The organism is Pantoea nemavictus (assembly GCF_037479095.1).
In the GTDB taxonomy this organism is placed as follows: domain Bacteria; phylum Pseudomonadota; class Gammaproteobacteria; order Enterobacterales; family Enterobacteriaceae; genus Pantoea; species Pantoea nemavictus.
Genome location: NZ_JBBGZW010000001.1, coordinates 3,103,587 through 3,125,658 on the forward strand (window position 1 = coordinate 3,103,587; position 22,072 = coordinate 3,125,658).

At 56.0% G+C, this 22,072-nt stretch carries 22 protein-coding genes; 16 read left to right on the forward strand and 6 right to left on the reverse strand.

The window, feature by feature from the left end:
• Positions 1 to 14 precede the first annotated feature (14 nt).
• Positions 15 to 395, reverse strand: a complete 381-nt coding sequence (locus WH298_RS14155) for a winged helix-turn-helix transcriptional regulator (protein WP_049850783.1) — start codon at positions 393 to 395, stop codon at positions 15 to 17.
• Between the two features lie 99 nt (positions 396 to 494).
• Between WH298_RS14155 and WH298_RS14160 the strand changes: the two genes are divergently transcribed.
• Positions 495 to 1,226, forward strand: a complete 732-nt coding sequence (locus tag WH298_RS14160; RefSeq protein ID WP_180823145.1) for an SDR family NAD(P)-dependent oxidoreductase — start codon at positions 495 to 497, stop codon at positions 1,224 to 1,226.
• A gap of 50 nt (positions 1,227 to 1,276) precedes the next feature.
• Here WH298_RS14160 and WH298_RS14165 read toward each other — a convergent pair whose 3' ends face one another.
• The gene (locus WH298_RS14165; protein ID WP_049851201.1) at positions 1,277 to 1,924 is read right to left on the reverse strand and encodes a CPBP family intramembrane glutamic endopeptidase; all 648 of its coding nucleotides are present in this window, start codon (positions 1,922 to 1,924) and stop codon (positions 1,277 to 1,279) included.
• Positions 1,925 to 2,142: 218 nt separating this feature from the next.
• Between WH298_RS14165 and WH298_RS14170 the strand changes: the two genes are divergently transcribed.
• From WH298_RS14170 to WH298_RS14180, 3 genes are all read left to right on the forward strand, one after another.
• Positions 2,143 to 4,731, forward strand: coding sequence for a bifunctional diguanylate cyclase/phosphodiesterase (locus WH298_RS14170; RefSeq protein ID WP_180823146.1), 2,589 nt, complete (start codon positions 2,143 to 2,145; stop codon positions 4,729 to 4,731).
• 336 nt (positions 4,732 to 5,067) lie between these two features.
• Complete coding sequence (locus WH298_RS14175; protein WP_007887079.1) at positions 5,068 to 5,367, forward strand: I78 family peptidase inhibitor; 300 nt, start codon at positions 5,068 to 5,070, stop codon at positions 5,365 to 5,367.
• Positions 5,368 to 5,538: 171 nt separating this feature from the next.
• Positions 5,539 to 5,856, forward strand: a complete 318-nt coding sequence (locus WH298_RS14180) for a hypothetical protein (RefSeq protein WP_082204262.1) — start codon at positions 5,539 to 5,541, stop codon at positions 5,854 to 5,856.
• Between the two features lie 12 nt (positions 5,857 to 5,868).
• Here WH298_RS14180 and WH298_RS14185 read toward each other — a convergent pair whose 3' ends face one another.
• Positions 5,869 to 6,120, reverse strand: coding sequence for a biofilm development regulator YmgB/AriR family protein (locus WH298_RS14185; RefSeq protein ID WP_007887077.1), 252 nt, complete (start codon positions 6,118 to 6,120; stop codon positions 5,869 to 5,871).
• Positions 6,121 to 6,512: 392 nt separating this feature from the next.
• On the opposite strand from WH298_RS14185, the gene WH298_RS14190 reads away from it, so the two are divergent.
• Complete coding sequence (locus WH298_RS14190) at positions 6,513 to 7,817, forward strand: multidrug efflux MFS transporter (RefSeq protein WP_049850786.1); 1,305 nt, start codon at positions 6,513 to 6,515, stop codon at positions 7,815 to 7,817.
• On the opposite strand, the gene WH298_RS14195 is transcribed toward WH298_RS14190, so the two are convergent.
• Complete coding sequence (locus WH298_RS14195; RefSeq protein WP_180823147.1) at positions 7,756 to 10,836, reverse strand: beta-galactosidase; 3,081 nt, start codon at positions 10,834 to 10,836, stop codon at positions 7,756 to 7,758. The genes WH298_RS14190 and WH298_RS14195 overlap by 62 nt on opposite strands.
• A 252-nt stretch (positions 10,837 to 11,088) precedes the next feature.
• Between WH298_RS14195 and WH298_RS14200 the strand changes: the two genes are divergently transcribed.
• The 7 genes from WH298_RS14200 to WH298_RS14230 all read left to right on the forward strand — a co-directional run bounded on the left by WH298_RS14200 (position 11,089) and on the right by WH298_RS14230 (position 17,524).
• Positions 11,089 to 11,235, forward strand: a complete 147-nt coding sequence (locus WH298_RS14200; RefSeq protein ID WP_162838734.1) for a hypothetical protein — start codon at positions 11,089 to 11,091, stop codon at positions 11,233 to 11,235.
• A 209-nt stretch (positions 11,236 to 11,444) separates the two neighbouring features.
• Positions 11,445 to 11,699, forward strand: coding sequence for an anti-adapter protein IraP (gene iraP / locus WH298_RS14205; RefSeq protein WP_180823148.1), 255 nt, complete (start codon positions 11,445 to 11,447; stop codon positions 11,697 to 11,699).
• A gap of 102 nt (positions 11,700 to 11,801) precedes the next feature.
• The gene (locus tag WH298_RS14210) at positions 11,802 to 12,104 is read left to right on the forward strand and encodes a PsiF family protein (protein WP_007887071.1); all 303 of its coding nucleotides are present in this window, start codon (positions 11,802 to 11,804) and stop codon (positions 12,102 to 12,104) included.
• 290 nt (positions 12,105 to 12,394) lie between these two features.
• Positions 12,395 to 13,918 (forward strand): sodium:solute symporter family protein, encoded by a 1,524-nt coding sequence (locus WH298_RS14215; protein WP_180823149.1) that lies wholly within the window; start codon positions 12,395 to 12,397, stop codon positions 13,916 to 13,918.
• Between the two features lies 1 nt (position 13,919).
• Positions 13,920 to 14,693, forward strand: coding sequence for a glucosamine-6-phosphate deaminase (locus tag WH298_RS14220; RefSeq protein WP_180823150.1), 774 nt, complete (start codon positions 13,920 to 13,922; stop codon positions 14,691 to 14,693).
• Positions 14,686 to 15,852: an N-acetylglucosamine-6-phosphate deacetylase gene (locus WH298_RS14225; RefSeq protein ID WP_180823151.1), complete on the forward strand. Its 1,167-nt coding sequence runs from the start codon at positions 14,686 to 14,688 to the stop codon at positions 15,850 to 15,852. The genes WH298_RS14220 and WH298_RS14225 overlap by 8 nt, the downstream gene beginning before the upstream one ends.
• Positions 15,853 to 15,997: 145 nt before the next feature.
• Positions 15,998 to 17,524, forward strand: coding sequence for an FAD-dependent oxidoreductase (locus WH298_RS14230; protein ID WP_049850791.1), 1,527 nt, complete (start codon positions 15,998 to 16,000; stop codon positions 17,522 to 17,524).
• A 173-nt stretch (positions 17,525 to 17,697) separates the two neighbouring features.
• Here WH298_RS14230 and proC read toward each other — a convergent pair whose 3' ends face one another.
• Positions 17,698 to 18,510, reverse strand: a complete 813-nt coding sequence (gene proC / locus WH298_RS14235; RefSeq protein ID WP_180823152.1) for a pyrroline-5-carboxylate reductase — start codon at positions 18,508 to 18,510, stop codon at positions 17,698 to 17,700.
• 147 nt (positions 18,511 to 18,657) lie between these two features.
• Between proC and WH298_RS14240 the strand changes: the two genes are divergently transcribed.
• Positions 18,658 to 19,101, forward strand: coding sequence for a YaiI/YqxD family protein (locus tag WH298_RS14240; protein WP_007887063.1), 444 nt, complete (start codon positions 18,658 to 18,660; stop codon positions 19,099 to 19,101).
• Here the strand turns inward: WH298_RS14240 and WH298_RS14245 are convergent, their stop codons facing one another.
• Positions 19,102 to 19,803, reverse strand: coding sequence for a DUF2076 domain-containing protein (locus tag WH298_RS14245; protein ID WP_180823153.1), 702 nt, complete (start codon positions 19,801 to 19,803; stop codon positions 19,102 to 19,104). It abuts the gene before it with no gap.
• Between the two features lie 284 nt (positions 19,804 to 20,087).
• On the opposite strand from WH298_RS14245, the gene aroL reads away from it, so the two are divergent.
• From aroL to WH298_RS14260, 3 genes are all read left to right on the forward strand, one after another.
• Positions 20,088 to 20,612 carry a shikimate kinase AroL gene (aroL, locus tag WH298_RS14250; RefSeq protein WP_180823154.1) on the forward strand — a complete coding sequence of 175 codons (525 nt, stop codon included), beginning with the start codon at positions 20,088 to 20,090 and terminating at the stop codon, positions 20,610 to 20,612.
• Between the two features lie 108 nt (positions 20,613 to 20,720).
• A complete protein-coding gene (locus tag WH298_RS14255) occupies positions 20,721 to 20,912 on the forward strand; it encodes a YaiA family protein (protein WP_007887060.1) in 192 nt (63 codons plus the stop codon).
• Positions 20,913 to 21,268: 356 nt separating this feature from the next.
• Positions 21,269 to 22,021 carry an IclR family transcriptional regulator gene (locus tag WH298_RS14260; RefSeq protein WP_049850794.1) on the forward strand — a complete coding sequence of 251 codons (753 nt, stop codon included), beginning with the start codon at positions 21,269 to 21,271 and terminating at the stop codon, positions 22,019 to 22,021.
• Positions 22,022 to 22,072: the final 51 nt, after the last annotated feature.

Consider the following 22,072-nt stretch of genomic DNA (forward strand, 5'->3'; position numbering starts at 1 on the left):
CATCATTGGCGGCCCTACGCTAGCTCATCCGTATGGGTGCGATCGTACTCTTCCTGCGCACGCTCCAGTGATGGACCATGTTCCAGCGCCCAATCATACAGGGCGATAAACGGCTGCTGCAGCGTCTGCGCCAGCGGCGTCAGGCTGTATTCCACACCGATTGGCGCCGTGTTCAACACTTCACGATTCACCAGCCCATTGCGCTCCAGCCGCTTTAACGCATCCGCCAACGCTTTGTGGGTGATACCGTCCAGCCGACGACGAATCTCGTTAAAACGCGACGGCTTAGTACAGAGCACGGTGAGAATTAAAATCGACCATTTATTGGTGATGTGCTCCAGCACCGGACGAGTTTTTCCTATATCTCTCAAGCTGTTACCGTCGATCTCTGCCATGGCGATATACTCCGCGATATCTGGTATAAACAAAGTGCGTAATTGTTATTAAGTATAAAATATATACCATCTGTTTTCTACCCAAACAGGAGAGTGCAGATGAGCAGACTGGAAAACAAAGTAGCGGTGGTGCTGGGCGGTGCGAAGGGGATTGGACTGGCAATTAGTCAGCGGTTTGCCCGCGAAGGCGCCACGACCTGGTTTACATCGCGTCGTGATGAAGAGTTACAGGCCGCCAGCAGCACCATTACCGGCAATGCGCACCCGTTGCGTGCCGATGTGAGCCAGCAGAGTGAACTGATCCGTGTTATTGAGACAATTAAGCGTGAGTTCGACCAGATTGATGTGCTGGTGATTAACGCCGGGATGGCCGAGTACGCCACCATTGATGAGATTGGCGCGGAGCATTTCGACCAGATCTTCGGCCTCAACGTGCGCTCGCCAGTGTTTGCGCTGCAGGCGGCGCTGCCGCTGCTGAAGCCCGGCGCCAGCGTGGTGCTGATAGGGTCGATCGCTGATGTCATTGGCACCCAAGGATATGGCGTTTACAGCGCCAGCAAAGCCGCGCTGCGCTCCTTTGCCCGCACCTGGACGCGCGAGCTTTCGGCGCGCGGCATCCGCATCAATGTGGTGGCGCCAGGCCCGATCGATACCGAGATGATGCAGGCGGCCACCGAAGAGGTGCGCATTGGCATCACCAGCACCATTCCGCTCAGTCGCATGGGCCAGCCGGAAGAGGTGGCCAACGTGGCGCTGTTCCTCGCCAGCGATGAGAGCAGCTACATTGCCGGTGCCGAGATTTGTGTGGATGGCGGGCTGACGCAGGTGTGAGGGAATTGATGCAACTCAACGGCCATCGCAGGATGGCTGTTTTTTGGGTATCAGGCGAAATACCAGGCGGGCAGGATAGCGATCAGGTTATTTAGCGTATGCAGGAAAATTGGCAGCGCCAGGCTGTTACTGCGCAGGCGTGCATAACACAGCAGCAGTGAAAACAGCGTTAACGCAACCAGCGTTTCCCAATGCACATATTGGGTATGCATGGCGGCGAACAGCAGAGAAGTGAGCAGCATGCAGGCAAAGCGGCTTCGCGGCGCCCACAGCAGAAAACCTTGCAGCAGGAATCCCCGGAACAACACCTCTTCAAACACCGGCGCCAGTAATACCGCAGTGAGCAGCAGAATCAGCATTGAGCTGCGTCCCTGCTGCGACTGGGCGATCAGCCAGCCTTCCGGCTGCAAAAACTGAGTCTGCGCCACCATCAAAGCGAACAGCAGGCCGATAAACAGCAGCCCCTGCATCGGGCGCACAAATCCAAGCGGAATATCACTACGACGCTGGCAGTAAAAGCGGTACAGCGGATAGATCACTGCAAACTCTACCAGGCAGAGCACCGGCATCAGCAAGCCATTGGTGCGCAGCATCCCATAATTGGGAAACAGCGTAACCAGCATGGTCACGAGGTAATAGACCACAAAGCTACCCACGTAAAACAGCGTTAACGTAACTTTGTCGGATTGGGTGTCCATAGGCGACTCAGCGAGCAGAGGAGAGCGCATAGTAGCAACGCCGATCACCGCTGTCGAGGTGGTGTGCTGCACATTTGCGCTGCTCAAATATTCCACCAGCAAGACTAAATCTGCGGCGCGCCGGGCCGATAACCGATCAAACCCTTACAGGGTGGAGATGTGCGCCGTGTTCGTCATCATCCGCCTTTTTTGCTGCCTGTATTCTACGAGCATTGTGCATGAATTCTCAGTATCAACGACACGCGGCGTTACCCGCCAAAGCCAACATGGAAGCACACACGGTTCGGATAACGCGGCGTAGTTTGCGCACCTTAACCTCGCTGCTGTTCGGTGTGCTTCTTCTCGCCGTGTTAATGGTGCTGGTTATCGCCCATCAACAAAATAGCGATTCCATTCAGCAGGACGCCAATCTAATGCGTCAGGCCTGGCAGCAGCAACAGCAGGAGATGATTGTCGATGCGCGTGATTACGCTAACTGGGGCGAAGGCTGGAAAAACCTGCATCTGACGGTCAATAAAATCTGGGCGTGGGATGAAGAGAACTTTGGGCCAGGCCTTTACAGTGAGTATCACTATGACGGCGTATTTGTGGTGGATGGCGCAGGCAAAACGCGCTACGCGGTGATTGATGGCAAATTGTCCTCTGTGTCTCTGGAGAGCTGGCTGGGTGCGCAGAGTGTATTATTGTTGGGAGAAGCGCGTAAGCTTCACGACGCTGTCGCTCGTAATGTGATGATAGATAATAATCCAGCCATTATCGTCGCTGCGCCAATCACCCCGGGAAAAGTACGTGATTTGCCAACCCTACCGGGCCCGCCTTCAGTCATGCTGTTTGTTAATATATTTACCCCTGAGAAACTTCAAGCGCTGGGGAACTCACTCAATGTGCTCGAACCGCGTATCGCCAGCAGTGTAGACGAGGCGCAGTACGAACCGCGTCTGGTTGAACCGGTGGTGCAGGGCGATCCTTTGGTCATTCGCTGGAAGCCGAAAGATCCTGGATTTGGCGTGATCTGGATGATGATGCCGCTGTTGCTGTTTACGGCGCTGGCCGTGACGCTGGTGACGCGCCGCGTGATCCGTCACGCGTTACACAACGCGGTCATTTCCGATCGTCGCTTTGAAATGCTGGCTGTCAGCCAAAGTGAACTCGCTGATAGCGAAGAACGTTTTCGCGATTTGGCGGAAGCGGCATCAGACTGGATTTGGGAGATCGACGACCAGGGCCGCCTGCGCTATCTCTCGTCACGCTTTACTGCGGTTACTGGCCATCAGGTAAAGAGTTGGATGGGACGCTCACTTGATCAACTCATCAGCCATCCCAGCCATTCGTTGGTGTCATGGTTGATGCATCAAGAGGAAGAAGTGCAGCGCGTGCCGCTGCGCTGCCAGTTTATGTCGGCCAGTGGTGAACGGCGCATTGGGCAATTAATGGCGAAAACAATTCGTCGTAATGGCCTGCGTGCCGGTTTCCGCGGCACGGTTTCAGATATCACTCATGAAGTGGATGCCGAAGCGCGAATTCAATTCCTGTCACGTCACGATATGCTGACGGGATTGGCCAATCGCGTTCAGCTGCAGGAGTATTTGACCACTTATCTGGAGAGCGTTAGCGAAGAGGATCCGCTGTTTGTCATCAGCTTTGACCTCGATGAGTTCAAACCGATTAACGATACCTGGGGCCACTCGGTGGGTGATGCGGTGCTGAATGAGATCTCCCAGCGGTTGAAAAATCTGCTGGCGCCGAATGAGCTGGCGGCCCGGCTTGGCGGCGATGCCTTTATTCTGCTGCTGCGCGAAACTACCCGTGCTGGCGTTGAGTACCGCTGTCGTGCATTGCAACGCACCGTTCATCAACCGATCATCAGCGGATCGCATCAGATCAATTTAACCGCCAGCATGGGTATCGTCTCTGCGCCGCAAGATGCCGCACAACCGGAAGCGCTATTGCGACTCGCAGACATCGCGCTCAGCCAGGCACGTAGTGCCGGGCGCAATCAATGGATGTGGTATTCCAGCGATATGGCAAATCACCTGCAATCGAAGCGTGACATGGTACAGGCAATAGAAGCAGCATTGAAAAATAAAGCTTTTTCACTGCACTATCAGCCGCGCTATCAGCTGCAGAGCGGAAAGCTGGCTGGCGCGGAAGCGCTGATTCGCTGGCAGTTGGAAGATGGTCAATGGATCACGCCGGATCGCTTTATTCCGTTGGCGGAAGAAAAAGGATTAATAACTGCGATTAGCGATTGGGTGCTGATGCGTGCCTGCCTCGATGCCTACCATTGGGGTGAACAACGTTACGTCTCAGTTAACATTTCACCGGTTGAGTTCCGAGCCAACGATCTGGTGCAGCGCGTGGCGCATGCACTGCGTATCAGCGGATTACCCGCCACGCGGCTGGAACTGGAGATTACCGAAAACGTCACCTTCGAGAATCCGGATCGCGCGCTGGAGATCATGCAAGGTTTACGTGCGCTTGGCGTGCGGCTCACGGTGGATGATTTTGGCACCGGCTATGCGGCGTTGGGTTATCTGAAAACCTTTCCGTTCAACGGGCTGAAAATCGATCGCTCCTGGATGAAGGAGTTCCCGGAATCGCAGCAGGCGCAATCGGTGGTGGCGGGGATTGTTGGATTGGCACGCGCGTTTGCACTCACCATTACGGCAGAAGGCATTGAAACTGAAGCGCAGTTAAAAGCGCTCAAAGCGCTCTCTTGCGAAGAAGGGCAGGGATATTTTCTGGGACGACCTATGCCGTTAGCCGCGTTTAATGCCCGGCTCAGGGAAGAAGTTTTAATCAATTAATGTCGCACATCATAGCTACCGTCTTGAACGTCAAACGGTAGCTACAAATGTGCCTTACGACTAACGCACTCTAATGGCAACAAAAGTCATCAGCGCGGCGAAGCCGACAAAAATAACCAGTTCCATAATCGCCTCCAACTCAGAAAATTCTTAGTTAATTGTAGTGTCTGGCAGATTGATTTTTAGACAGCTTGTGCGATTAATCCTAATTTATGCGAAGAAGATCGCGCTTTTTCCCTCATTTCTGCGACCAATCTGCTGTAAAAGTTTCCGTTTCACGGTCACGCTTTGCTACTCTCAGAAACCGGTTGTCTATTAATCCAGGAGGAGAAACTTGTGACCCATTATGGAAAAGCGCTACTGGTTACGGCCTTTTTTGCCCTGACCGCTTGCCAGTCTGCCAGCAAACCTGACACCAGCGCGGCGGCCAGCCACGATCCCGAAACCGATCAGTGCGGCGCATCGCAATATCAAAACTATGTAGGGCAGCCGCTATCGGCGCTCGACAATAAGCGCTTTGAAGTCCCGGTGCGTGCTATACCGTGGAATTCAGCGGTAACGATGGATTTCAATCTGCGTCGGGTAAATTTCGCGGCGGATCAGAGCGGTAAGATTTCCCGGGTGTACTGCGGTTAACACCAAAACGACATTGCATTGTCATCTGGCTGTCACAGCGCCGGGCGAGGATAGCTGCGCACTACGGAGATTTCCTCGTCACTCTCGAATATGCAATGCTCGTCTTATTTCTTCCCGCTACGGCGGGAATTTTTTTATCTTTCGGCCTGCAAAGCTGATTGAGGAGTGATGATGAAAAAGAGCGGAACGTTGCTGCTGTTAACGCTGTTATTAAGCCCGCTGGCGAATGCCTCGAGCGAAGCGGCGTGGCAGCAAAACGACAAAAATATGCAGCAAAGCTGCCTCAAGGCCAGTGGCCTGAAGACAGCTAAAGTGGTGGGTAAGCCGATTCAGTATGATGACCGCGTGGGTTTTGATGCGCTGCTGCTGGAGGGGCGCTATCCGCAAAAGCACATGAAAAACCAGCTCGGCCGCGAACTGTGCCTGTACCAGCGTCAGAGCGGCAAAGCGTTTGTCAGCGAAGCCGACCATCTGCGTGCGGTAAAATAGTGCCGTGGGCCGCTACTTCTGCGGCCCCGATTCCAGCAGTTTCGCCAGCAGATTGCGATAACTCTGCAGCTGCTGTTCATCTCCTTCAAATTCCAGCTTGTCGATCACCCGCGCAATAATCGCTTTGCTGGTGGCAGGCTGCCCGTCATCCATCAGTTCGCGCATGATCGCCGCCAACACATCGCTTTCATGCGGTGCATGCCAGGCGGGGCTATTGAAGTAGTCGGTAATCGCCCGACTGGCGCTGTTTGGCTGGGTTCTCATAGCTGACCTCCGCAGAGACAACGATGCCCGCCGCCAGATAATGGCAGCATGGGGAAATATGGGTTAATCATGCGGACTGTCCAGAACGGGCAGCACGTCGCCAGTGATCACTGGTGGTTTTTTAAACATAGATGCGGTGATGAATAATGTCAGTAACGAGTAGACATATTTTTTCACGTTTGCCGGGCGTTGCGATGCGCTTATCTTGCGGCAGGCATTGTTTCAGCACATAAAGACACTAAAAAACGGGCTTCTGACATGATTTGCTGTGAGCAGAATCACGCTCAACAGCGGAAAACTGCGTTTTTTACCCCATGCCATGTTTTGCCGTCCGGTAATGTTACGAGATTGTTAGACTTAAGCCTCGTTCTATTCTGCTGATGCTCACGCCCATGTTACGCTCCATCGAGTCCTGGAAAGTTAATCTGATATCAGTCTGGTTTGGCTGCTTTTTCACCGGCCTCGCCATCAGTCAGATCATTCCCTTCCTGCCGCTGTATGTTGAAGAACTCGGGATTCGTGGCGGTAACGCGCTGAGCGTATGGTCAGGACTCACCTTCAGTGTCACCTTCATTGTTTCTGCCGCCGTGGCGCCATTATGGGGCAGCCTTGCCGACCGCAAAGGACGCAAGCTGATGCTGCTGCGCGCGTCATTCGGCATGGGCGCGGTGATTCTGTTGCAGGCGTTTGTTACGCAGGCGTGGCAACTGCTGCTACTGCGTGCGCTGATGGGACTCACTTCTGGCTATATCCCCAATGCGATGGCGCTGGTGGCGGCTCAGGTGCCGCGCGAGCGCAGCGGCTGGGCGCTGAGCTGCGTCTCTACCGGGCAAATCAGTGGCGTGATCCTTGGACCGATGATTGGCGGGTTGCTGGCTGACTGGCTCGGTTTGCGCATGGTGTTTATCGTCACCGCGGTATTGCTGATGGTGAGCTTCCTCGTCACGCTATTCCTGATCAAAGAGACCGGTTATACACCGGTGAGCAAGAAGGACAAACTGAGCGGCCGCGAGGTGTTTCGTAGCCTCGATAACCCGCGCCTGATGATGTGCCTGTTTGTTACCACCATGGTGATTCAGATGTGCAACGGCTCGGTAAATCCGATTTTGACGCTGTTTGTACGCGAGCTGGCGCCGAATGCGCAAAACATCGCTTTTCTCAGTGGCGTGATTGCCGCGCTGCCGGGCGTGTCGGCGCTGATCTCCGCGCCACGGCTCGGCAAGCTCGGCGATCGCATTGGTACGCAACGTATTCTGATCGCCACCATGATCGTTTCGCTGGTGCTGCTGGTGGCGATGTCCTTTGTCACCAGCGCCACGCAACTTGGCGTGCTGCGTTTCCTGCTCGGTTTTGCCGATGGCGCCATGATGCCCGCGGTGCAGACGCTGCTGGTGCGTCATTCGCGCGATAACATCACCGGCCGCATCTTCGGCTATAACCAATCGTTTATGTACCTGGGAAATGTTGCGGGGCCGCTGCTGGGCGCGGCGGTATCAGCGGCCACCGGATATCGCTGGGTGTTCTTCGCCACGGCGATGGTGGTGTTAGTGAACGTGGTGTTGCTGCGTCGCTTCTATCGCCGCCCGAAAACCACGCTGACTCCACCGCGGAGCCAGCGTGATGCGGCGGAAAAACCTACTGACGCAACTTCAGCGCGTAGTGCCAGCGCTGCTGAGAAAGCAAAAACTCCGGGCTGACGCTTGGGCTCCAGGAGTCGTCACCGCCGACGCCCATATGGAAGCCGTCGAGGTGCAGCCAGCAGCCATCCTCTTCCTGTAATAAGTGGCGATGCGAGGTTGCGCGCAGCTGTTCAAGACTGTAACGACTGAGCGAGAAAGCGAAGTCGCCGCTGACCTGCAAGTCACCGCTCTGCAACTGACGCGTGCCGCAGCGCAAGCCATTTTCACCCGGGAATACGTAGGCAGTGCTCAGCGCGGCCAGCGGCAACTGCCAGCGCGAGAACTGCGCTGCTAGCTGGCGATCTGGATAGTTCTCGTGCGGGCCTAAGCCGAGCCAGCTCACCTGCTGTGGTGCTTTCACCCACTGACAACGTAGACCGATGCGGGCCGGTGGCGGCAAGCCGGGCGCCTGCTCCACGCTCACGCTTACCGACAACTCCCCGTTGCTGCCGATCTGATAACGTTTGTGACTGGTGAAGATCAGTTGCCCGTTAGCCTGCCACTGATGCCAGGTTTCAATCAGCACGCTGTGTTTCAGGCTATCGACCTGCATATCCACCAGCACCGCTTCCAGCTGATCATATCCCGCGCGTTTCCAGCGCTCGATCCACGCATTGGGATCAACGTTGGCGGCTTCGCTAGTACCAATGTCGTTATCAATTGGCGCACGTATAAAGCACTCCTGCAGCGGCGTTAACAGCGTTTCGGCATCATCAACAAACCATTGCACCAGCTCGCCGCTGCGACGGGAGAAGTGCCAGCGCTGCTGCGGCAGCACCACCGCGACCAGATCGTGATTAGCGATCAGCTCGGGCGCGGTGGTGCTAATTTCAGCTACGCGCTCAGGTAACTCGGCGGGCAGCGGCCACTGATCCCAGGCGACGCGCGCCTCGGCCTCAGACCACGGCGTGGCGTTGAGCTGATAAACCGCCAGGTTCAGCCAGGCGTTGCCCTGCAGGTTCTCACTGACTGGCAGCGTAAACGACTGGCTACCTTGTGGCGCGAGGTCGAGCGGCAATTCACCGCTGGCGAGGGCGACGCCATCTTGCTCAATCGACCAGCGCAGCACTTCATTATCGCTACGGCGGAACAGATATTCGCTGGTGACGGTAAAGCGCCAGGCATCCTGGCTATCGCGCTGAAACTGGAAGAATTGCTGTGCGCGTTGGGCTTCAAACAGCGCCGGATGTGGTGAGCGATCGGCAAACACCAGGCCATTCATGCAGAACTGGCGATCGTTCGGCGTGTCGCCAAAATCGCCGCCGTAGGCTTGCCATGGCTCGCCATTATTGTCGTAGCGCGTCAGGCTTTGATCGACCCAGTCCCAGACGAAGCCGCCTTGCAGGCGCGGGAACTGACGGAATGCCTGCCAGTATTTGGCGAAACCACCCAAGCTGTTGCCCATCGCATGCGCATATTCACACAGAATCAGCGGGCGCGTTTCGCCCGGCAGGCCAATCCATTTTTTCAGTGACCACTTCGGCACGGCCGGGAAGGGCTGATCCTTATCGACGCGCGCGTACATCGGACAGACGATATCGGTGGCTGCGGTATTCGCACCGCCGCCTTCGTACTGCACCGGACGTGTAGGATCGCTGCTTTTCACCCACTGGTAGAGCGCATCGTGCGTGCTACCGTGCCCGGATTCATTGCCCAGCGACCAGATAATGATGCAGGCGTGATTGCGATCGCGCTGCACCATGCGCGTCACGCGCTCGCTGTAGGCCGCGAACCAACGCGGATCGCTCGAGAGCCGGTTCATCGGCTGCATGCCGTGCGTTTCAATATTGGCTTCATCCACCACGTACAAACCGTACTCATCGCACAGCCGATACCACAGCGGATGATTAGGATAGTGAGCGCAGCGCACCGCGTTGAAGTTGTGGCGCTTCATCAGTTCGATATCGCGCCGCATGCTGGCTTCATCCACCACCTGCCCATTTTCCGGATGATGTTCGTGGCGATTCACGCCGCGAATCAGCAGCGGTTTGCCGTTCAGGCACAGCTGGCCGTTCTCAATGCTGACGCGACGGAAGCCAACGTCATACGCTTCGGCTTCCAGCAAGGCGCCATTTTCATCCAATAGGGCAACCACCGCGCGATAAAGATGCGGCGTTTCGGCGCTCCACAGCAGCGGCTGAGTGATGGGCAGCACCAGCAACGCACGTTCGGGATAATGACCGCGCTCATCAATGATGTCGCTGCCCGGCGCCTGTTCCTGCTCAGCAACGCACTTTTCACCGAGCCACAAACTGACGCGTAATCGACACTGCGCAGGCTGATGTGTGCCCGGCTGGATCCTGACGTTCACACGCAGGTCACCGCGCAGATATTCCGGGCTAAGTGCGGTTTCAAGCTGCACATCGGCGAGCTGGGTTGCTGGCTTATGCAACAGGCTGACGTCACGGAAGATGCCGCTCATGCGCCACATATCCTGATCTTCCAGATAGCTGCCATCGCTCCAGCGCAGCACCATCACCGCTAAGCGATTCTGACCTGGCTGCAGCGCGCGGCTGAGGTCAAATTCAGCGGGCAGGCGGCTGTCCTGCGAATAGCCGATCCATTGTCCGTTGCACCACAGGAAGAAAGCTGAATTCACGCCATCAAAGATAATGCGCGTCTGGCCCTGCTGCAGCCAGTTATCATCCACTTTGAATGTGAGCGAATAACATCCGGTGGGATTTTCTTGCGGCACAAAAGGCGGTGTCACCGGAATCGGATATTGCACATTGGTATAAATGGGGGCGTCGAAGCCGTGTAGCTGCCAGTTAGCGGGCACCGGCAACGTTTGCGCGTCCGGCAGATCCTGCAGCAGCCAGCTTTGCGGCACCGCTTCAGGTTGGGTGAAGTAGCTGAAGGTCCATTGACCATTCAGCATCAGCCGCGAGGGAGAAGGACGATCGTCACGCGCCTGGGTTTCATCGCGCCAACTGGCAAACGGGGGATGCGCATCCAGCCGGTTTAGGCTGGTGATCACCGGATTTTCCCAGTCACGGCGCGCCAGAATTTCGCTGAGGGACACAGCAGATAAGGTCATGATGAGATCTCATATTTTGTAATGCGCTCACATTGCGTGAAATTGCCTCGTCTGTAAAGCCATCTGCCGCGATTTTGCGCGCTGAGTGGCAGGCCGTGATGGCGCCTCTGTGATGTTTTAGCCGCTTTAGTGCCAGTAAATTGTTAAGCGTGGTGAGCGGAGATGAATAGCGCCGGGTTGCGGAGAATTCTGTATTGTCGCGCCCGGTGCGGCCTCATACACTCAGCCCGATTTCACCATTCCGAGGTAATTATGGTTCGTATTATTAAATTCGCCGCAGTTGCGGCACTGGTCACCGCGCTGAGCGGTTGCATTTTCCCACCTCCGGGCGGCGGCTGGGGCGGCGGTCATGGGCATGGCGGTGGCGGGCCGGGACGTGGCTTTATGGGGCCGCAATAATGAGCGCCAGCGTTAATTAATTTAGCCAGCGAAACGTTTCAATAAATAAAGGACTCGCCAGTGAAACGTTTCGCCGTTACATATTGATATTGCATCTCTTTTTTCGCGCTGCGGCTAATCTATTTTTTACGCAAAATACCGAATAATTGTTGTTGTTTTATTCCGCTCAATGCTAACGTCTGTTTTTCTTCTCTCATTGAGCTTGTCGCATGAAAAACCTGATTGCGGAACTCCTTCTAAAGCTGGCTGAAAAAGAAGAAGAGTCTAAAGAATTAGTGGTTCAGGTAGAGGCGTTAGAGATCGTGGTCACCGCGATGCTGCGCAAACTGAACTCCGAACAATTCCATGAAATTGCCACCGGTATTAAATTAGCGATGCCGCCCGTGGCGCCTGCCGCTGAAACGCCTGATACCACCCTGCTGCGTAATTATGTAGAGAAGCTGCTGAACCATCCGCGGGTATAAAGATTTTCGCCTGTTTTTACCGGCGAATGTCGTTATCGATTTCTCGTATTGACTTATTCCGTGCCATGCTTAGTGGGCAATAATGCTATGGAGAATCCGGTAATGAAATCGTGTCTTTTGGCAATAATGACAGCAGGCTTGCTGATTGCAGGCGGAGCGAGCGCGGCAGAGAAAACCGCGCAGCAGGAAAAAATGACCACGTGTAACCAAAGTGCCGGTACACAAAATCTGAAAGGCGATGCGCGTAAAAGCTTTATGAGTGACTGTCTGAAAAAAGACAGCAAAATGGGCAATATGACGCCGCAACAAATGAAGATGAAAACCTGTAATGCTGATGCGGGCGATAAAAAGCTCACTGGCGATGCGCGTAAAACCTTTATGAGTTCATGTCTGAAGAAGAGCTGATTTAATTATTGGCTGAAGTGCGCGATGCCTTTAGATAACGGCAGCTGAAATATATTAAGGGTTCATGGTTATCATGAACCCTTTCTTATTGCAGTTAACCGCAGCATGGATATATTCAGGTTTACTTATCACGTCAGAGGAAAAACTCATACCAGGATGTTCATCACAAAAACGCCGCCACAACGCTGGCAGGATGCATTAGTCCTAAATAATGACTAATTAAGTCAAATCCGCTCAATCCCTGCGAAGCCAGACCGTTCGTTGGGCAGCCTTTATCTGTGGAGTCTGCTATGAATGTGCTTGATTATGCTGTGATGGCGCTGTACGCGCTGATGATTGTGGCTATTACCCTGTGGGCGATGCGCAAGGTGGGCAGCACGCGCGATTTTTTTGCCGCCGGTGGAAAAATGCCGTGGTGGTTGTCGGGCGTGTCGCATCACATGTCGGGCTACAGCGCTGCGGTATTCGTGGCTTACGCGGCGGTAGCTTACAACATGGGCATCACCATCTATTTCTGGTGGGCCTTCCCGATAGCCATCGCCGTGCTGATTGGCTCGCGTCTCTTTGCCCCGCGCTGGGCGCGACTGCGCATTTATATGAACATCGAATCGCCGATGGAATATCTCGCCACGCGCTATAACCTGCCAACGCAGATGGTGCTGGCGTGGAGCGGGGTGCTGCTGAAAACCTTCGATGTCGGCGCGAAGTGGGCGGCGATTGCGGTGATTATCAACGTTTTCACCGGGCTCGATCCGCTGATAGGTATTTGTGTTTCCGGGGCGCTCAGCTTGTTTTACACCGTGATGGGCGGCTTGTGGGCCGATGCCTGCAACGATTTCGGTCAGTTTGTGGTGCAGTTTGTCGCCGCCATTGTAATGGTGGTGGCGGTGGCGATGCATCTTGGCGGTTTTGGCGAGCTGTTCACCATTTGGCAGCGGCTGCCGCCAACCCATACGCAGATCATTCAGGAACCCTATACCCTCGGCTTTGTGCTCGCCTATTTCGTCATCTATACCCTGAGTTACAACGGCGGTACCTGGAATCTGGCACAGCGCTTTATTGCTGCGCCCGCCGGCCGCGATGCCCGCAAAGCGGCGCTGCTCTCCTCGGCTCTCTATCTTATCTGGCCGTTAATTCTGTTCTGGCCGATGTGGGCAGCGCCGCTGCTGTTTCCTGGCCTGAGCGATCCGTCGCGCTCTTATTCGATGATGGCGATGGAACTGCTGCCGAATGGCTTAGTAGGGCTGGTGCTGGTGGCGATGTTCACGCATACGCTATCGATGACCTCCTCTGATGCCAACGCCATTACTGCCGTCGTCACGCGCGATATTCTGCCGGGCATGCTGCCGAGGCGCTTTCAGCGCGGTAAAAGTTCGCTGCTGGTGGCGCGACTCACCGCCTTTCTGTTCATTATCACCACGCTGGTGATTGCCATGAACGCCAGCCATTTCGGCGGCGTGCTGTCACTGCTGATCGTCTGGTTTGGTGGTCTGGTCGGTCCGATATCAATCCCGATGCTGCTCGGACTGCTACCGGCTTTTCGTCGTAGCGGTAGCGCCGCCGCGCTGGTGAGTTGGGCGGTGGGGGTTGGCACCTTCTTCTGCGTGAAATTTATCTTTACCGATGTCAGCACCGCAACGGTGGTGGCTGCGCCGGTGATGTCATCGCTGATGCTGTTTATCGCCATGGGTTGGCTGCGCCGTGCGCCGGTTCGCCCGGAAGTGGATCAGCTGCTGAATGCCCTGAATCAGGATCAGGATGCGACCGCCGATAAGCGCTGGCCGCAGAAAACCAATGTTTCTCAGGAGGGATAACATGACGCTATTACAACAGGGAAAAAAGGATCGTTTGGAGGTTAAACGCTTCGCCAGTCGCGCTGCGCTAGGCGCTGAGGCAGCCCAGGACGTGGCGATGTATCTGCGCCAGCGGCTGAGTGCACAACGGCTGGTGCGTATGGTGTTTGCCGCTGCGCCGTCGCAAAACGAGTTTCTTGCCGCGCTGGCTGCGGCGCCGGACATCGACTGGTCACGCATTCACGCCTTACACATGGATGAATACATCGGACTTGATCCCGCTGCGCCGCAGCGTTTCAGCCAGTTTCTGCGTCAGCACCTGTTTGATGAGGTGCGGCCGGGCGAAGTCCATCTGATTCCCTCCAGCGGCGATCCGGCGGCAATCTGTTCTGCGTACAGTCAACAGCTTAACGCCGCGCCGATTGATGTGGTGTGTCTGGGGATTGGCGAGAACGGCCACTTAGCCTTTAACGATCCGCCGGTGGCAGACTTCAGCGATCCTTACAGCGTTAAGGTGGTGCAACTGGATGATGCATGCCGCCAGCAGCAGGTCAACGATGGCTGTTTTGCCACCTTCGCAGCGGTGCCGACGCATGCGGTGACGCTGACCATTCCGGCCTTGATGAGCGGGGCGCGCCTGTTCTGCATGGTGCCGGGCGCCAGCAAACGTGCGGCGGTGCAGGCAACGCTCAATGACGCTATCTCCACGGCTTGTCCGGCAACCCGGCTGCGCCAGCATCCGCACTGCACGCTGTATACCGATAGCGCTGCCTGCCCGGAGGTGACATTTGACTAACGCCATTTTGCGCGGCCGTGATTACCGCACGCTGCAACCCATCGAGCTGGAAATTCAGCACGGCAGCATTGCTGAGGTGCGCGCGCTGAGCGCACTCGATGACGATATTATCCTCGCGCCGGGTTTTGTCGACCTGCAGGTCAACGGTTTTCAGGGCGTCGATTTCAACCACTTTACTTTTAGTGAGCAGGATGTACTGCACGCCACGCGCGCGCTGTGGCAGCAGGGCGTGACCAGCTATTTGCCGACGGTAATCACTGCCAGTCCGCTAGAGATTACGCACGCGATGCAGCGGCTGGCCAGCGCTTGCCAGCAGCATCCTGAGGTGGCGCGTGCGGTGCCGGGTTTTCATCTGGAAGGTCCCTTTCTGTCGCCAGAAGATGGACCGCGTGGTGCGCACCCGCGCGAGGCGATTCGCGCGCCGGATATCGCGCTGTTCGATAGCTGGCAGCAGGCGGCGCAGCGGCGCATCCGGCTGTTAACGCTGTCGCCGGAGTGGCCGCAAAGCGACGCGCTGATCCGGCATTGCGTGGCGCAGCAGGTGCGCGTTGCGATTGGTCATACTGCGGCAACCTCTGAGCAGATTCGCGCAGCGGTAACTGCCGGCGCTACGCTTTCCACCCATCTCGGCAACGGCGCGCATCTGCAGCTGCCGCGGCATCCAAATTACATCTGGCAGCAGCTGGCTGAAGATGCGCTGACGGCCACGCTGATTGCAGATGGCGACCATCTGCCGCCGGACGTGCTGAAAGTGTTTTTGCGCGCCAAAGGCGAGCAGGCGCTGCTGGTCAGTGACGTGACGTCCTTCGCTGGGCAGCCACCGGGCATTTATCACACTGCCATCGGTGGCCGCGTGCAGCTTAGCGCCAGCGGTCGTTTGAGTCTGGCGGATGCGCCGCAGTTGCTGGCGGGTTCAGCGCGCGGGCTACTGGACGGGGTCAACTTCCTGCTGCGCGAGAAGTTGGTTCCGCTGGCGCAAGCCATTGAGATGGCATCGATACGGCCAGCGTGCCAACTCGCTCTGCCGCAGCAACAGGGTTTGGCTGCCGGAGCGCCCGCCGATCTGCTGCTGCTGGCACCGCAAACGGATGGCAGCGTGCAGCTGCGCGGCTGTGTAAAACAGGGCGAGTGCGTGTGGCGACATGACGCAGCGGCCTGACAATCGCAGATTATCTTTTACTATTTAACAACCAGTTAGCTACCGTTGCGCTTTGTTATTGCGGACAAATCACCACGCTTTGCCAGGCTTACTCTTTGTAGGGATTTGCTGTCTACATCAAAAACCAGAAGAAAGGAGGCCTATCGTGAGCTATCAAACCGTCGTGGAACTCAAGTCGCTGGCGCAGCGCAAACCCACCAAATTTACCGTTGGCGACACCGATGTGGTGTTGATTCGTGACGATGAGCGCGTGCAGGCATTTCAGGCCAAATGCCCGCATGCCGGTGCGCCGTTAGAGCAGGGCGCGGTATGTGGTGACAAGCTAATCTGTCCGTGGCACAAAGCGGTGTTTCAGCTGCAGGATGGCCAGATGTGTGAGCCGCTGGCATTAGCCAATTTGAAACGTTATCCGGTGCGGGTTGAACAGGGCAAAGTGCTGGTCAATCCGCAGGCGATGGCGCCCGCCAGTGCACCATCCGCTCAGGGAACTTCGCCAGTGTGCGTGATTTTAGGTTCGGGCGCGGCGGGCAGCGCGGCGATCTGGACGCTGCGTGATGAAGGTTTTAGCGGGCAGATTGTGTTGGTCGAGCGTGAATCAGAGGCACCTTACGATCGCACGGCGCTAAGCAAGTTTGTGCCGTCCGGCAAAATGGCAATTGAAGAGGTGCCGAAACTCCTCAAGCAAGATGTCCTGGGCGCGGTACAGCGCATTCAGGGGGATGTGGAGCAGCTGAAAGCGCTGGAGCAAACGCTGATCCTTAAGGGCGGTCAGCAGGTGAAGTTCGATCAACTGCTGATTGCCAGCGGCGGCGTGCCGCAATCGCTGGACATTGCAGGCAAGGATCTGGACGGCGTGCATCTGCTGCGCTCTCTCAATCAGGCCGATGAACTGCTGAAAGAGGTGGATAAAACTGAACAGCTGGTGATTATCGGCAACAGCTTTATCGGCATGGAGATGGCCGGATCGCTACGTAATCGTGATGTTGAGGTCACGGTGATTGCGCGTCATCCGCTGCCGTTTGCCAAACAGTTTGGCGAAGAGATTGGCCGTCACTTTTACGATCTGCACCGCAGCAACGGGGTGAAATTTGTTGAGGGCGATCCAGTGGCGCTGGAAGGCGAGGGCAAAGTCAGCGCTGTGCGCCTGAAAAGTGGCAAGACGGTAGAGGCCAGCCTGGTGCTGTTCGGTACCGGCGTGGTGCCCGCAACCCAATTCATTCACGACCTGCCGCTCGAAGAGGATGGCAGCTTACTGACGGACAGTCAGCTACGCGTGGCGGATAACATTTGGGTGGCCGGTGATATCGCCAGCTACCCTTCGGTGCGTGGCCCGCAACGTATTGAGCACTATCGCGTGGCACATCAGCAGGGGCGTATCGCGGCATTGAATATGTTGGGTAAACAGATATTGTATGACCGCGTGCCATTCTTCTGGACCGCGCACTACGGTACTCGTTACGAGTATTTGGGGCATGCGGAGGAGTGGGATGATTATCGCCTGCTGGGATCGCTGCAGGATAAGCGCTTTATCGCTTTCTATTGCCGCGAAGGGATGATTGCGGCGGTGTGTTCTGCCGGGCTGTATACGTTGACGGCAGCGCTGGTGCACGAGATGCAGCACCCGATGACGCTGGCGCAGGGGATTGCGCTGTATGAGGCATATCAGGGGTAGAGTGCAGCGCGCGCTGCCCCTCATCCCAACCTTCTCCCGCCAGCGGGAGAAGGGGCCGCCTGAGCTCACTATTTCCTCTCCCGCTGGCAGGAGAGATAGATGCGGCAACATGCTCGATCGGTTCCCTCTCCCGCCTGCGGGAGAGGGTTAGGGTGAGGGGCAAACCGCTCCAATCACTGCTTACTCAACGCCTCTGACTTCGCCATGCAAGCCTGCATCGCGTTAATCACTGCGGCGCGGAAGCCTTTCTCTTCCAGCACTTTTACCGCTTCAATGGTGGTGCCGCCTGGCGAACACACCCGATCTTTCAGCACGCACGGATGCTCGCCGGTTTCCAGCACCATCTGCGCTGAGCCTTTTACCGCCTGCGCCGCGAACTGATACGCCTGTGCACGCGGCATGCCGCCGAGCACCGCGGCATCCGCCATCGCTTCAATAAACATAAACACATACGCCGGTGCCGAACCGCTTACGCCAACTACCGCGTGAATCAGATATTCATTCACCACCGCCGCTTTGCCGAAGCTCTCGAAAATGGCGACCACTTCATCCACTTCATGCGCTTCCACCAGCACGTTAGGCGTCACAGACGTCATGCCTTCATTCACCAGCGACGGCGTATTGGGCATCACGCGAATGATTTTGCGATCGTGGCCTAAAACAGAAGCCAATGAATCGAGCGTCACACCCGCCGCAATCGATACCACCAGCACATCTTTTTTCAGTTGACCGGCAACATCTTTCAGCACTTTGAGAATCACATTGGGTTTCACCGCGCCAAACAGGATATCGACTTCACGCGCCAGGCATTCAACGCTCTCTGCGGCGGTGATGCCGTACTGTTGCGCCATCGCCTGATTGGTGGCCGGTTTGCGGTCAAATACCAGGATATTGGCCGGGGCGATCTGCCCGCTGTTCACCAGTCCGCTGATGATAGCTTTCGCCATATTGCCGCAGCCGACAAACCCGATTTTTTTCTCCAGCATCGCTTTATCCTCTAAGTGGTTCATTTTCTGTGGGGGTAAGCTTACGTCAGCGAGGATTAATAACAAGGCAGGCAGACAGCAAAAACAGTTGCCATTCTGCCGCAGCACGGCAAGATCAGCCTCATTGTCTGCGAAAAAGGAGTCATCATGTCGATTTGGGTTGATGCGGATGCCTGTCCCAATGTCATCAAAGAGGTGTTGTACCGCGCTGCGGAGCGCACCAAAGTCACCGTGACGTTTGTCGCTAACCAACCGCTGCGCGTGCCGCCTTCGCCGTGGCTGAAAACGCTGCAGGTGGCTGCCGGTTTTGACGTGGCCGATAATGAGATTGTGAAACGCGTGCAGCCGGGTGAGCTGGTGATTACCGGCGATATTCCGCTGGCAGCGGAAGTGCTGGAGAAAGGCGCTGCGGCGTTGAATCCGCGCGGTGAACGCTATTCGCCGGATACCATCCGTCAGCGCTTAACCATGCGTGACTTTATGGAAACGATGCGTGCCAGCGGGATTCAGAGTGGCGGTCCGTCGACGTTGAGCCAACGCGACCGCCAACTGTTTGCTAATGAACTGGATAAGTGGTTACGCCAGCGCTAATCAGACGAAGCTGTCATCGTCGTCAAAGTCGCCACCGCTGCTAAAATCGCCGAAATCATTGTTATCCGCCAGGTTGTTATCCCAACCCGAATTATCATTGAGAAACGCGTTGTTACTGTCGTTGCCGTTGAAGGTATCGAGGCTGTTATCGACCTGCGGCAGCGCCGGTTCGTTAATGATGTTAACGATCTCTTCCGGTTGCGAATGGTGGAACATGCTGGTCAGCATATCCGCCATCACCACGCCACCCGCCACGCCAACTGCCGTTTGCAATGCGCCGCCGAGGAAGCCGGTGCCGCGCGCCGGCGCTGCACCGTATTGCTGCTGTGGCGGGGGCGCATACTGCTGCTGAGGCTGCGGCGGTGGCGTGCCCCAGGCCGGTTGTTGCTGCTGGGAGGCTGCCGGACGCGAACCGCCGCCAAACAGGCTTGAAAGAAAACCGCCGCTGCTCTGCTGTGGCGACTGTTGCTGCTGCGCCTGCGCCAGACGATTTTCCAGATCCGTGACCTGTGCATTGAGCTTTTTCAGCGCCGCTTCCTGAATCAGGATCGCCTGCGACATGTAGTAAGGTGCGCCAGGCTGATTCTGTAAATGCTGTTTGATTAACTGCTCTGCGCCTGCATCACGCGGGCCGCTTTGGCTTTCAGCCTGTTTCAGTCGGCTGAACAAGCTTTCAATCAATTGTTGTTCTTCGTTTTGCATGGGAAACCTCCATTTACGGTATGACTCAATATATGAGGGCGCGACCCAGGAAAGTAAATCAGCGGCCTGGTAAGGAAATGTTGCCCGCTCTTACATTTTCGGCGATGCACGATTCATGCATTGTTTTTCGCTGGTTAATCAAGCGAATAGCCCAGGATGTGACTGAAATACGCGTAAATCGTGCCTCGCGGGTGGCTGATAAAATAAAATCCAGGTATTATGCGACGCATTATTGACCTGATGACGTTGCCCGTGCGGCACATTACGGCGGAGGATGAGCCTGGATGTCATTACCCATCTATCTGATCGGCGCACGCGGTTGCGGTAAAACCACGGTGGGCCAGGCGCTGTCGCAAGCGCTGGGCTATGCCTTCAACGATACCGATCACCATCTGCAACTCACCACCCAGCGAAGCGTGGCCGAGATTGTGGCATCTGAAGGGTGGGAGAGCTTTCGCGCCCGTGAGACCGAATCGCTGCGTGCGGTTACCGCGCCAAATACGGTTATTGCCACCGGTGGCGGCATGGTGTTGGCCGAAGCCAACTGTCGCTTTATGCGTGAACATGGTCAGGTGATTTGGCTCAATGCGCCATCGGACGTCTTAGCGCAACGTCTCGAACATCAGCCGGAAGCGGCGCAGCGTCCGACGTTAACCGGCCGTCCGATTGCCGAAGAGATGGGCGATATCCTGCGTGAACGCGCGCCTCTGTATCGTCAAACCGCGCACCATGAAGTGAATGCGATGCAATCACCCGAGCGCGTGGTTGAGCAAATTTTGCAGTCGCTGTCACTGGCGCGCGCCAGCTAAACCCTCAGATTTTTCTCTCTTTTTTTGCAGCGATCCTCCGTTGTCTATACTTCACGGTAGGCAGAGGATCACGGCTGCCCGTGGACAACTGAGAGAAGAGGGAAAATTATGCCAACGAAACCACCCTATCCGCGTGAAGCGCGCATCGTCACTGTTGAAAAAGGCTCGTCAGATCAAACCGTGACCTGGTATGAATTACGTGCCGACCATCCCAAACCCGATACGTTAATTAGTGAACATAAATCTCAGGCCGAAGCGCAGGATGCTAAAGAGCGCTACGAGGATGCCGAAAAAGATTAACGTTATCCATCATATTTCAAGCTGTAGATACGTTGGCTTGATGTGTTCTCCCCAGTCACTGACTAAAGTAAGCGCCTGGGGATTTACACATTTGCCGCCTTCCTGCAGCTTGAACTATTCAGGATAAAGAAACTCAACCAAATACTGCGCATTACCCAATAAGCTCTATCCCTTCCTGCTAAATATCTTTCTCGCCTGATAACGTCATTCAATTCTGTTTTTCTGCCGTATTTTCTCCTGCCTTAAATTCCATAAGTATTGTCCGGCTAAAAATTTGCGCTTGACGCATAAAGCCACGCGTTTTACTTTCGGGGTCTTGATAAAGGAACTCGGTTCCACATAGTGAAACAGGCGCCATGACCACACTCGAAAATGCCTCTGCCGTACTGAAGCTGTTCCAGCGCTTTGGCGTGGCGCAGGGCCATCCGGGCTTAACGTTTACCGAGGTGGTGGATGCGTTGGGGTTGCCGAAAAGCACCGTATCGCGCCTGTTAGCGACGATGGAAAGTGAAGGCTTACTTGAGCGTGATGCCGAGAGCCGCTGCTTTCAGATTGGCCGCGTGCTGCTGTCGGTTGCTGGTCACTATCTCTCGACGCCGTTGGTTGATAGCGCCTCGGCGCCGATGGCGCGTCTGGCGGCCAGCAGCGGTTGCATGGGCTACATCTCGGTGCTGGACGGTGACGATGTGCTGGTGATGCGGATGTATCACGGTCGCTTCTTCACCCAGCTCGTTACGCCGCCGGGCACACGCGTTTCATTAACCGGCACTTCGACCGGACGCGTGCTGTTAGCGCAGTTAAGCGATGAAGAGGTTCGCGATCGTTTTGCCAGCAACTGGCAGGCGGCTTCGCTGAACTCACCGCTAACGCTGGATGATTTGTGTAAAGAGTTAGCCGTGATTCGACAGCAGGGCTGGGCAATGGCGCGCAATGAGACGCTGCCGGGCATCAGCTCACTGGCGGTCGCCGTGACCAATAAACATCGCGGTGAAAGTGCCGCGCTTTGTCTCTCGTTTTTATCGCAAGAAGCGGCGCCCGGTTACCCGGAAGCACTGCTCAGCGAACTACGTGCCACCGCCGCCCTAATGGCGGAAAAGTACGGCGCGTAACCCTGAATCAATCAGGGAATCCCTCTTAACGATTTTAAGGCGTAATACTTC

What these genes read in the sequence shown, in the direction of transcription:
- aroL (WP_180823154.1), top strand. Translation starts at nt 20,088, where the DNA reads ATGTCATTACCCATCTATCTGATCGGCGCACGCGGTTGCGGTAAAACC.
- WH298_RS14220 (WP_180823150.1), top strand. Translation starts at nt 13,920, where the DNA reads ATGACGCTATTACAACAGGGAAAAAAGGATCGTTTGGAGGTTAAACGC.
- WH298_RS14170 (WP_180823146.1), top strand. Translation starts at nt 2,143, where the DNA reads ATGAATTCTCAGTATCAACGACACGCGGCGTTACCCGCCAAAGCCAAC.
- WH298_RS14180 (WP_082204262.1), top strand. Translation starts at nt 5,539, where the DNA reads ATGAAAAAGAGCGGAACGTTGCTGCTGTTAACGCTGTTATTAAGCCCG.
- WH298_RS14215 (WP_180823149.1), top strand. Translation starts at nt 12,395, where the DNA reads ATGAATGTGCTTGATTATGCTGTGATGGCGCTGTACGCGCTGATGATT.
- WH298_RS14185 (WP_007887077.1), bottom strand. Translation starts at nt 6,120, where the DNA reads ATGAGAACCCAGCCAAACAGCGCCAGTCGGGCGATTACCGACTACTTC.
- WH298_RS14200 (WP_162838734.1), top strand. Translation starts at nt 11,089, where the DNA reads ATGGTTCGTATTATTAAATTCGCCGCAGTTGCGGCACTGGTCACCGCG.
- WH298_RS14195 (WP_180823147.1), bottom strand. Translation starts at nt 10,836, where the DNA reads ATGACCTTATCTGCTGTGTCCCTCAGCGAAATTCTGGCGCGCCGTGAC.
- WH298_RS14255 (WP_007887060.1), top strand. Translation starts at nt 20,721, where the DNA reads ATGCCAACGAAACCACCCTATCCGCGTGAAGCGCGCATCGTCACTGTT.
- WH298_RS14190 (WP_049850786.1), top strand. Translation starts at nt 6,513, where the DNA reads ATGTTACGCTCCATCGAGTCCTGGAAAGTTAATCTGATATCAGTCTGG.
- WH298_RS14160 (WP_180823145.1), top strand. Translation starts at nt 495, where the DNA reads ATGAGCAGACTGGAAAACAAAGTAGCGGTGGTGCTGGGCGGTGCGAAG.
- WH298_RS14210 (WP_007887071.1), top strand. Translation starts at nt 11,802, where the DNA reads ATGAAATCGTGTCTTTTGGCAATAATGACAGCAGGCTTGCTGATTGCA.
- WH298_RS14155 (WP_049850783.1), bottom strand. Translation starts at nt 395, where the DNA reads ATGGCAGAGATCGACGGTAACAGCTTGAGAGATATAGGAAAAACTCGT.
- proC (WP_180823152.1), bottom strand. Translation starts at nt 18,510, where the DNA reads ATGCTGGAGAAAAAAATCGGGTTTGTCGGCTGCGGCAATATGGCGAAA.
- WH298_RS14245 (WP_180823153.1), bottom strand. Translation starts at nt 19,803, where the DNA reads ATGCAAAACGAAGAACAACAATTGATTGAAAGCTTGTTCAGCCGACTG.
- iraP (WP_180823148.1), top strand. Translation starts at nt 11,445, where the DNA reads ATGAAAAACCTGATTGCGGAACTCCTTCTAAAGCTGGCTGAAAAAGAA.
- WH298_RS14165 (WP_049851201.1), bottom strand. Translation starts at nt 1,924, where the DNA reads ATGGACACCCAATCCGACAAAGTTACGTTAACGCTGTTTTACGTGGGT.
- WH298_RS14240 (WP_007887063.1), top strand. Translation starts at nt 18,658, where the DNA reads ATGTCGATTTGGGTTGATGCGGATGCCTGTCCCAATGTCATCAAAGAG.
- WH298_RS14260 (WP_049850794.1), top strand. Translation starts at nt 21,269, where the DNA reads ATGACCACACTCGAAAATGCCTCTGCCGTACTGAAGCTGTTCCAGCGC.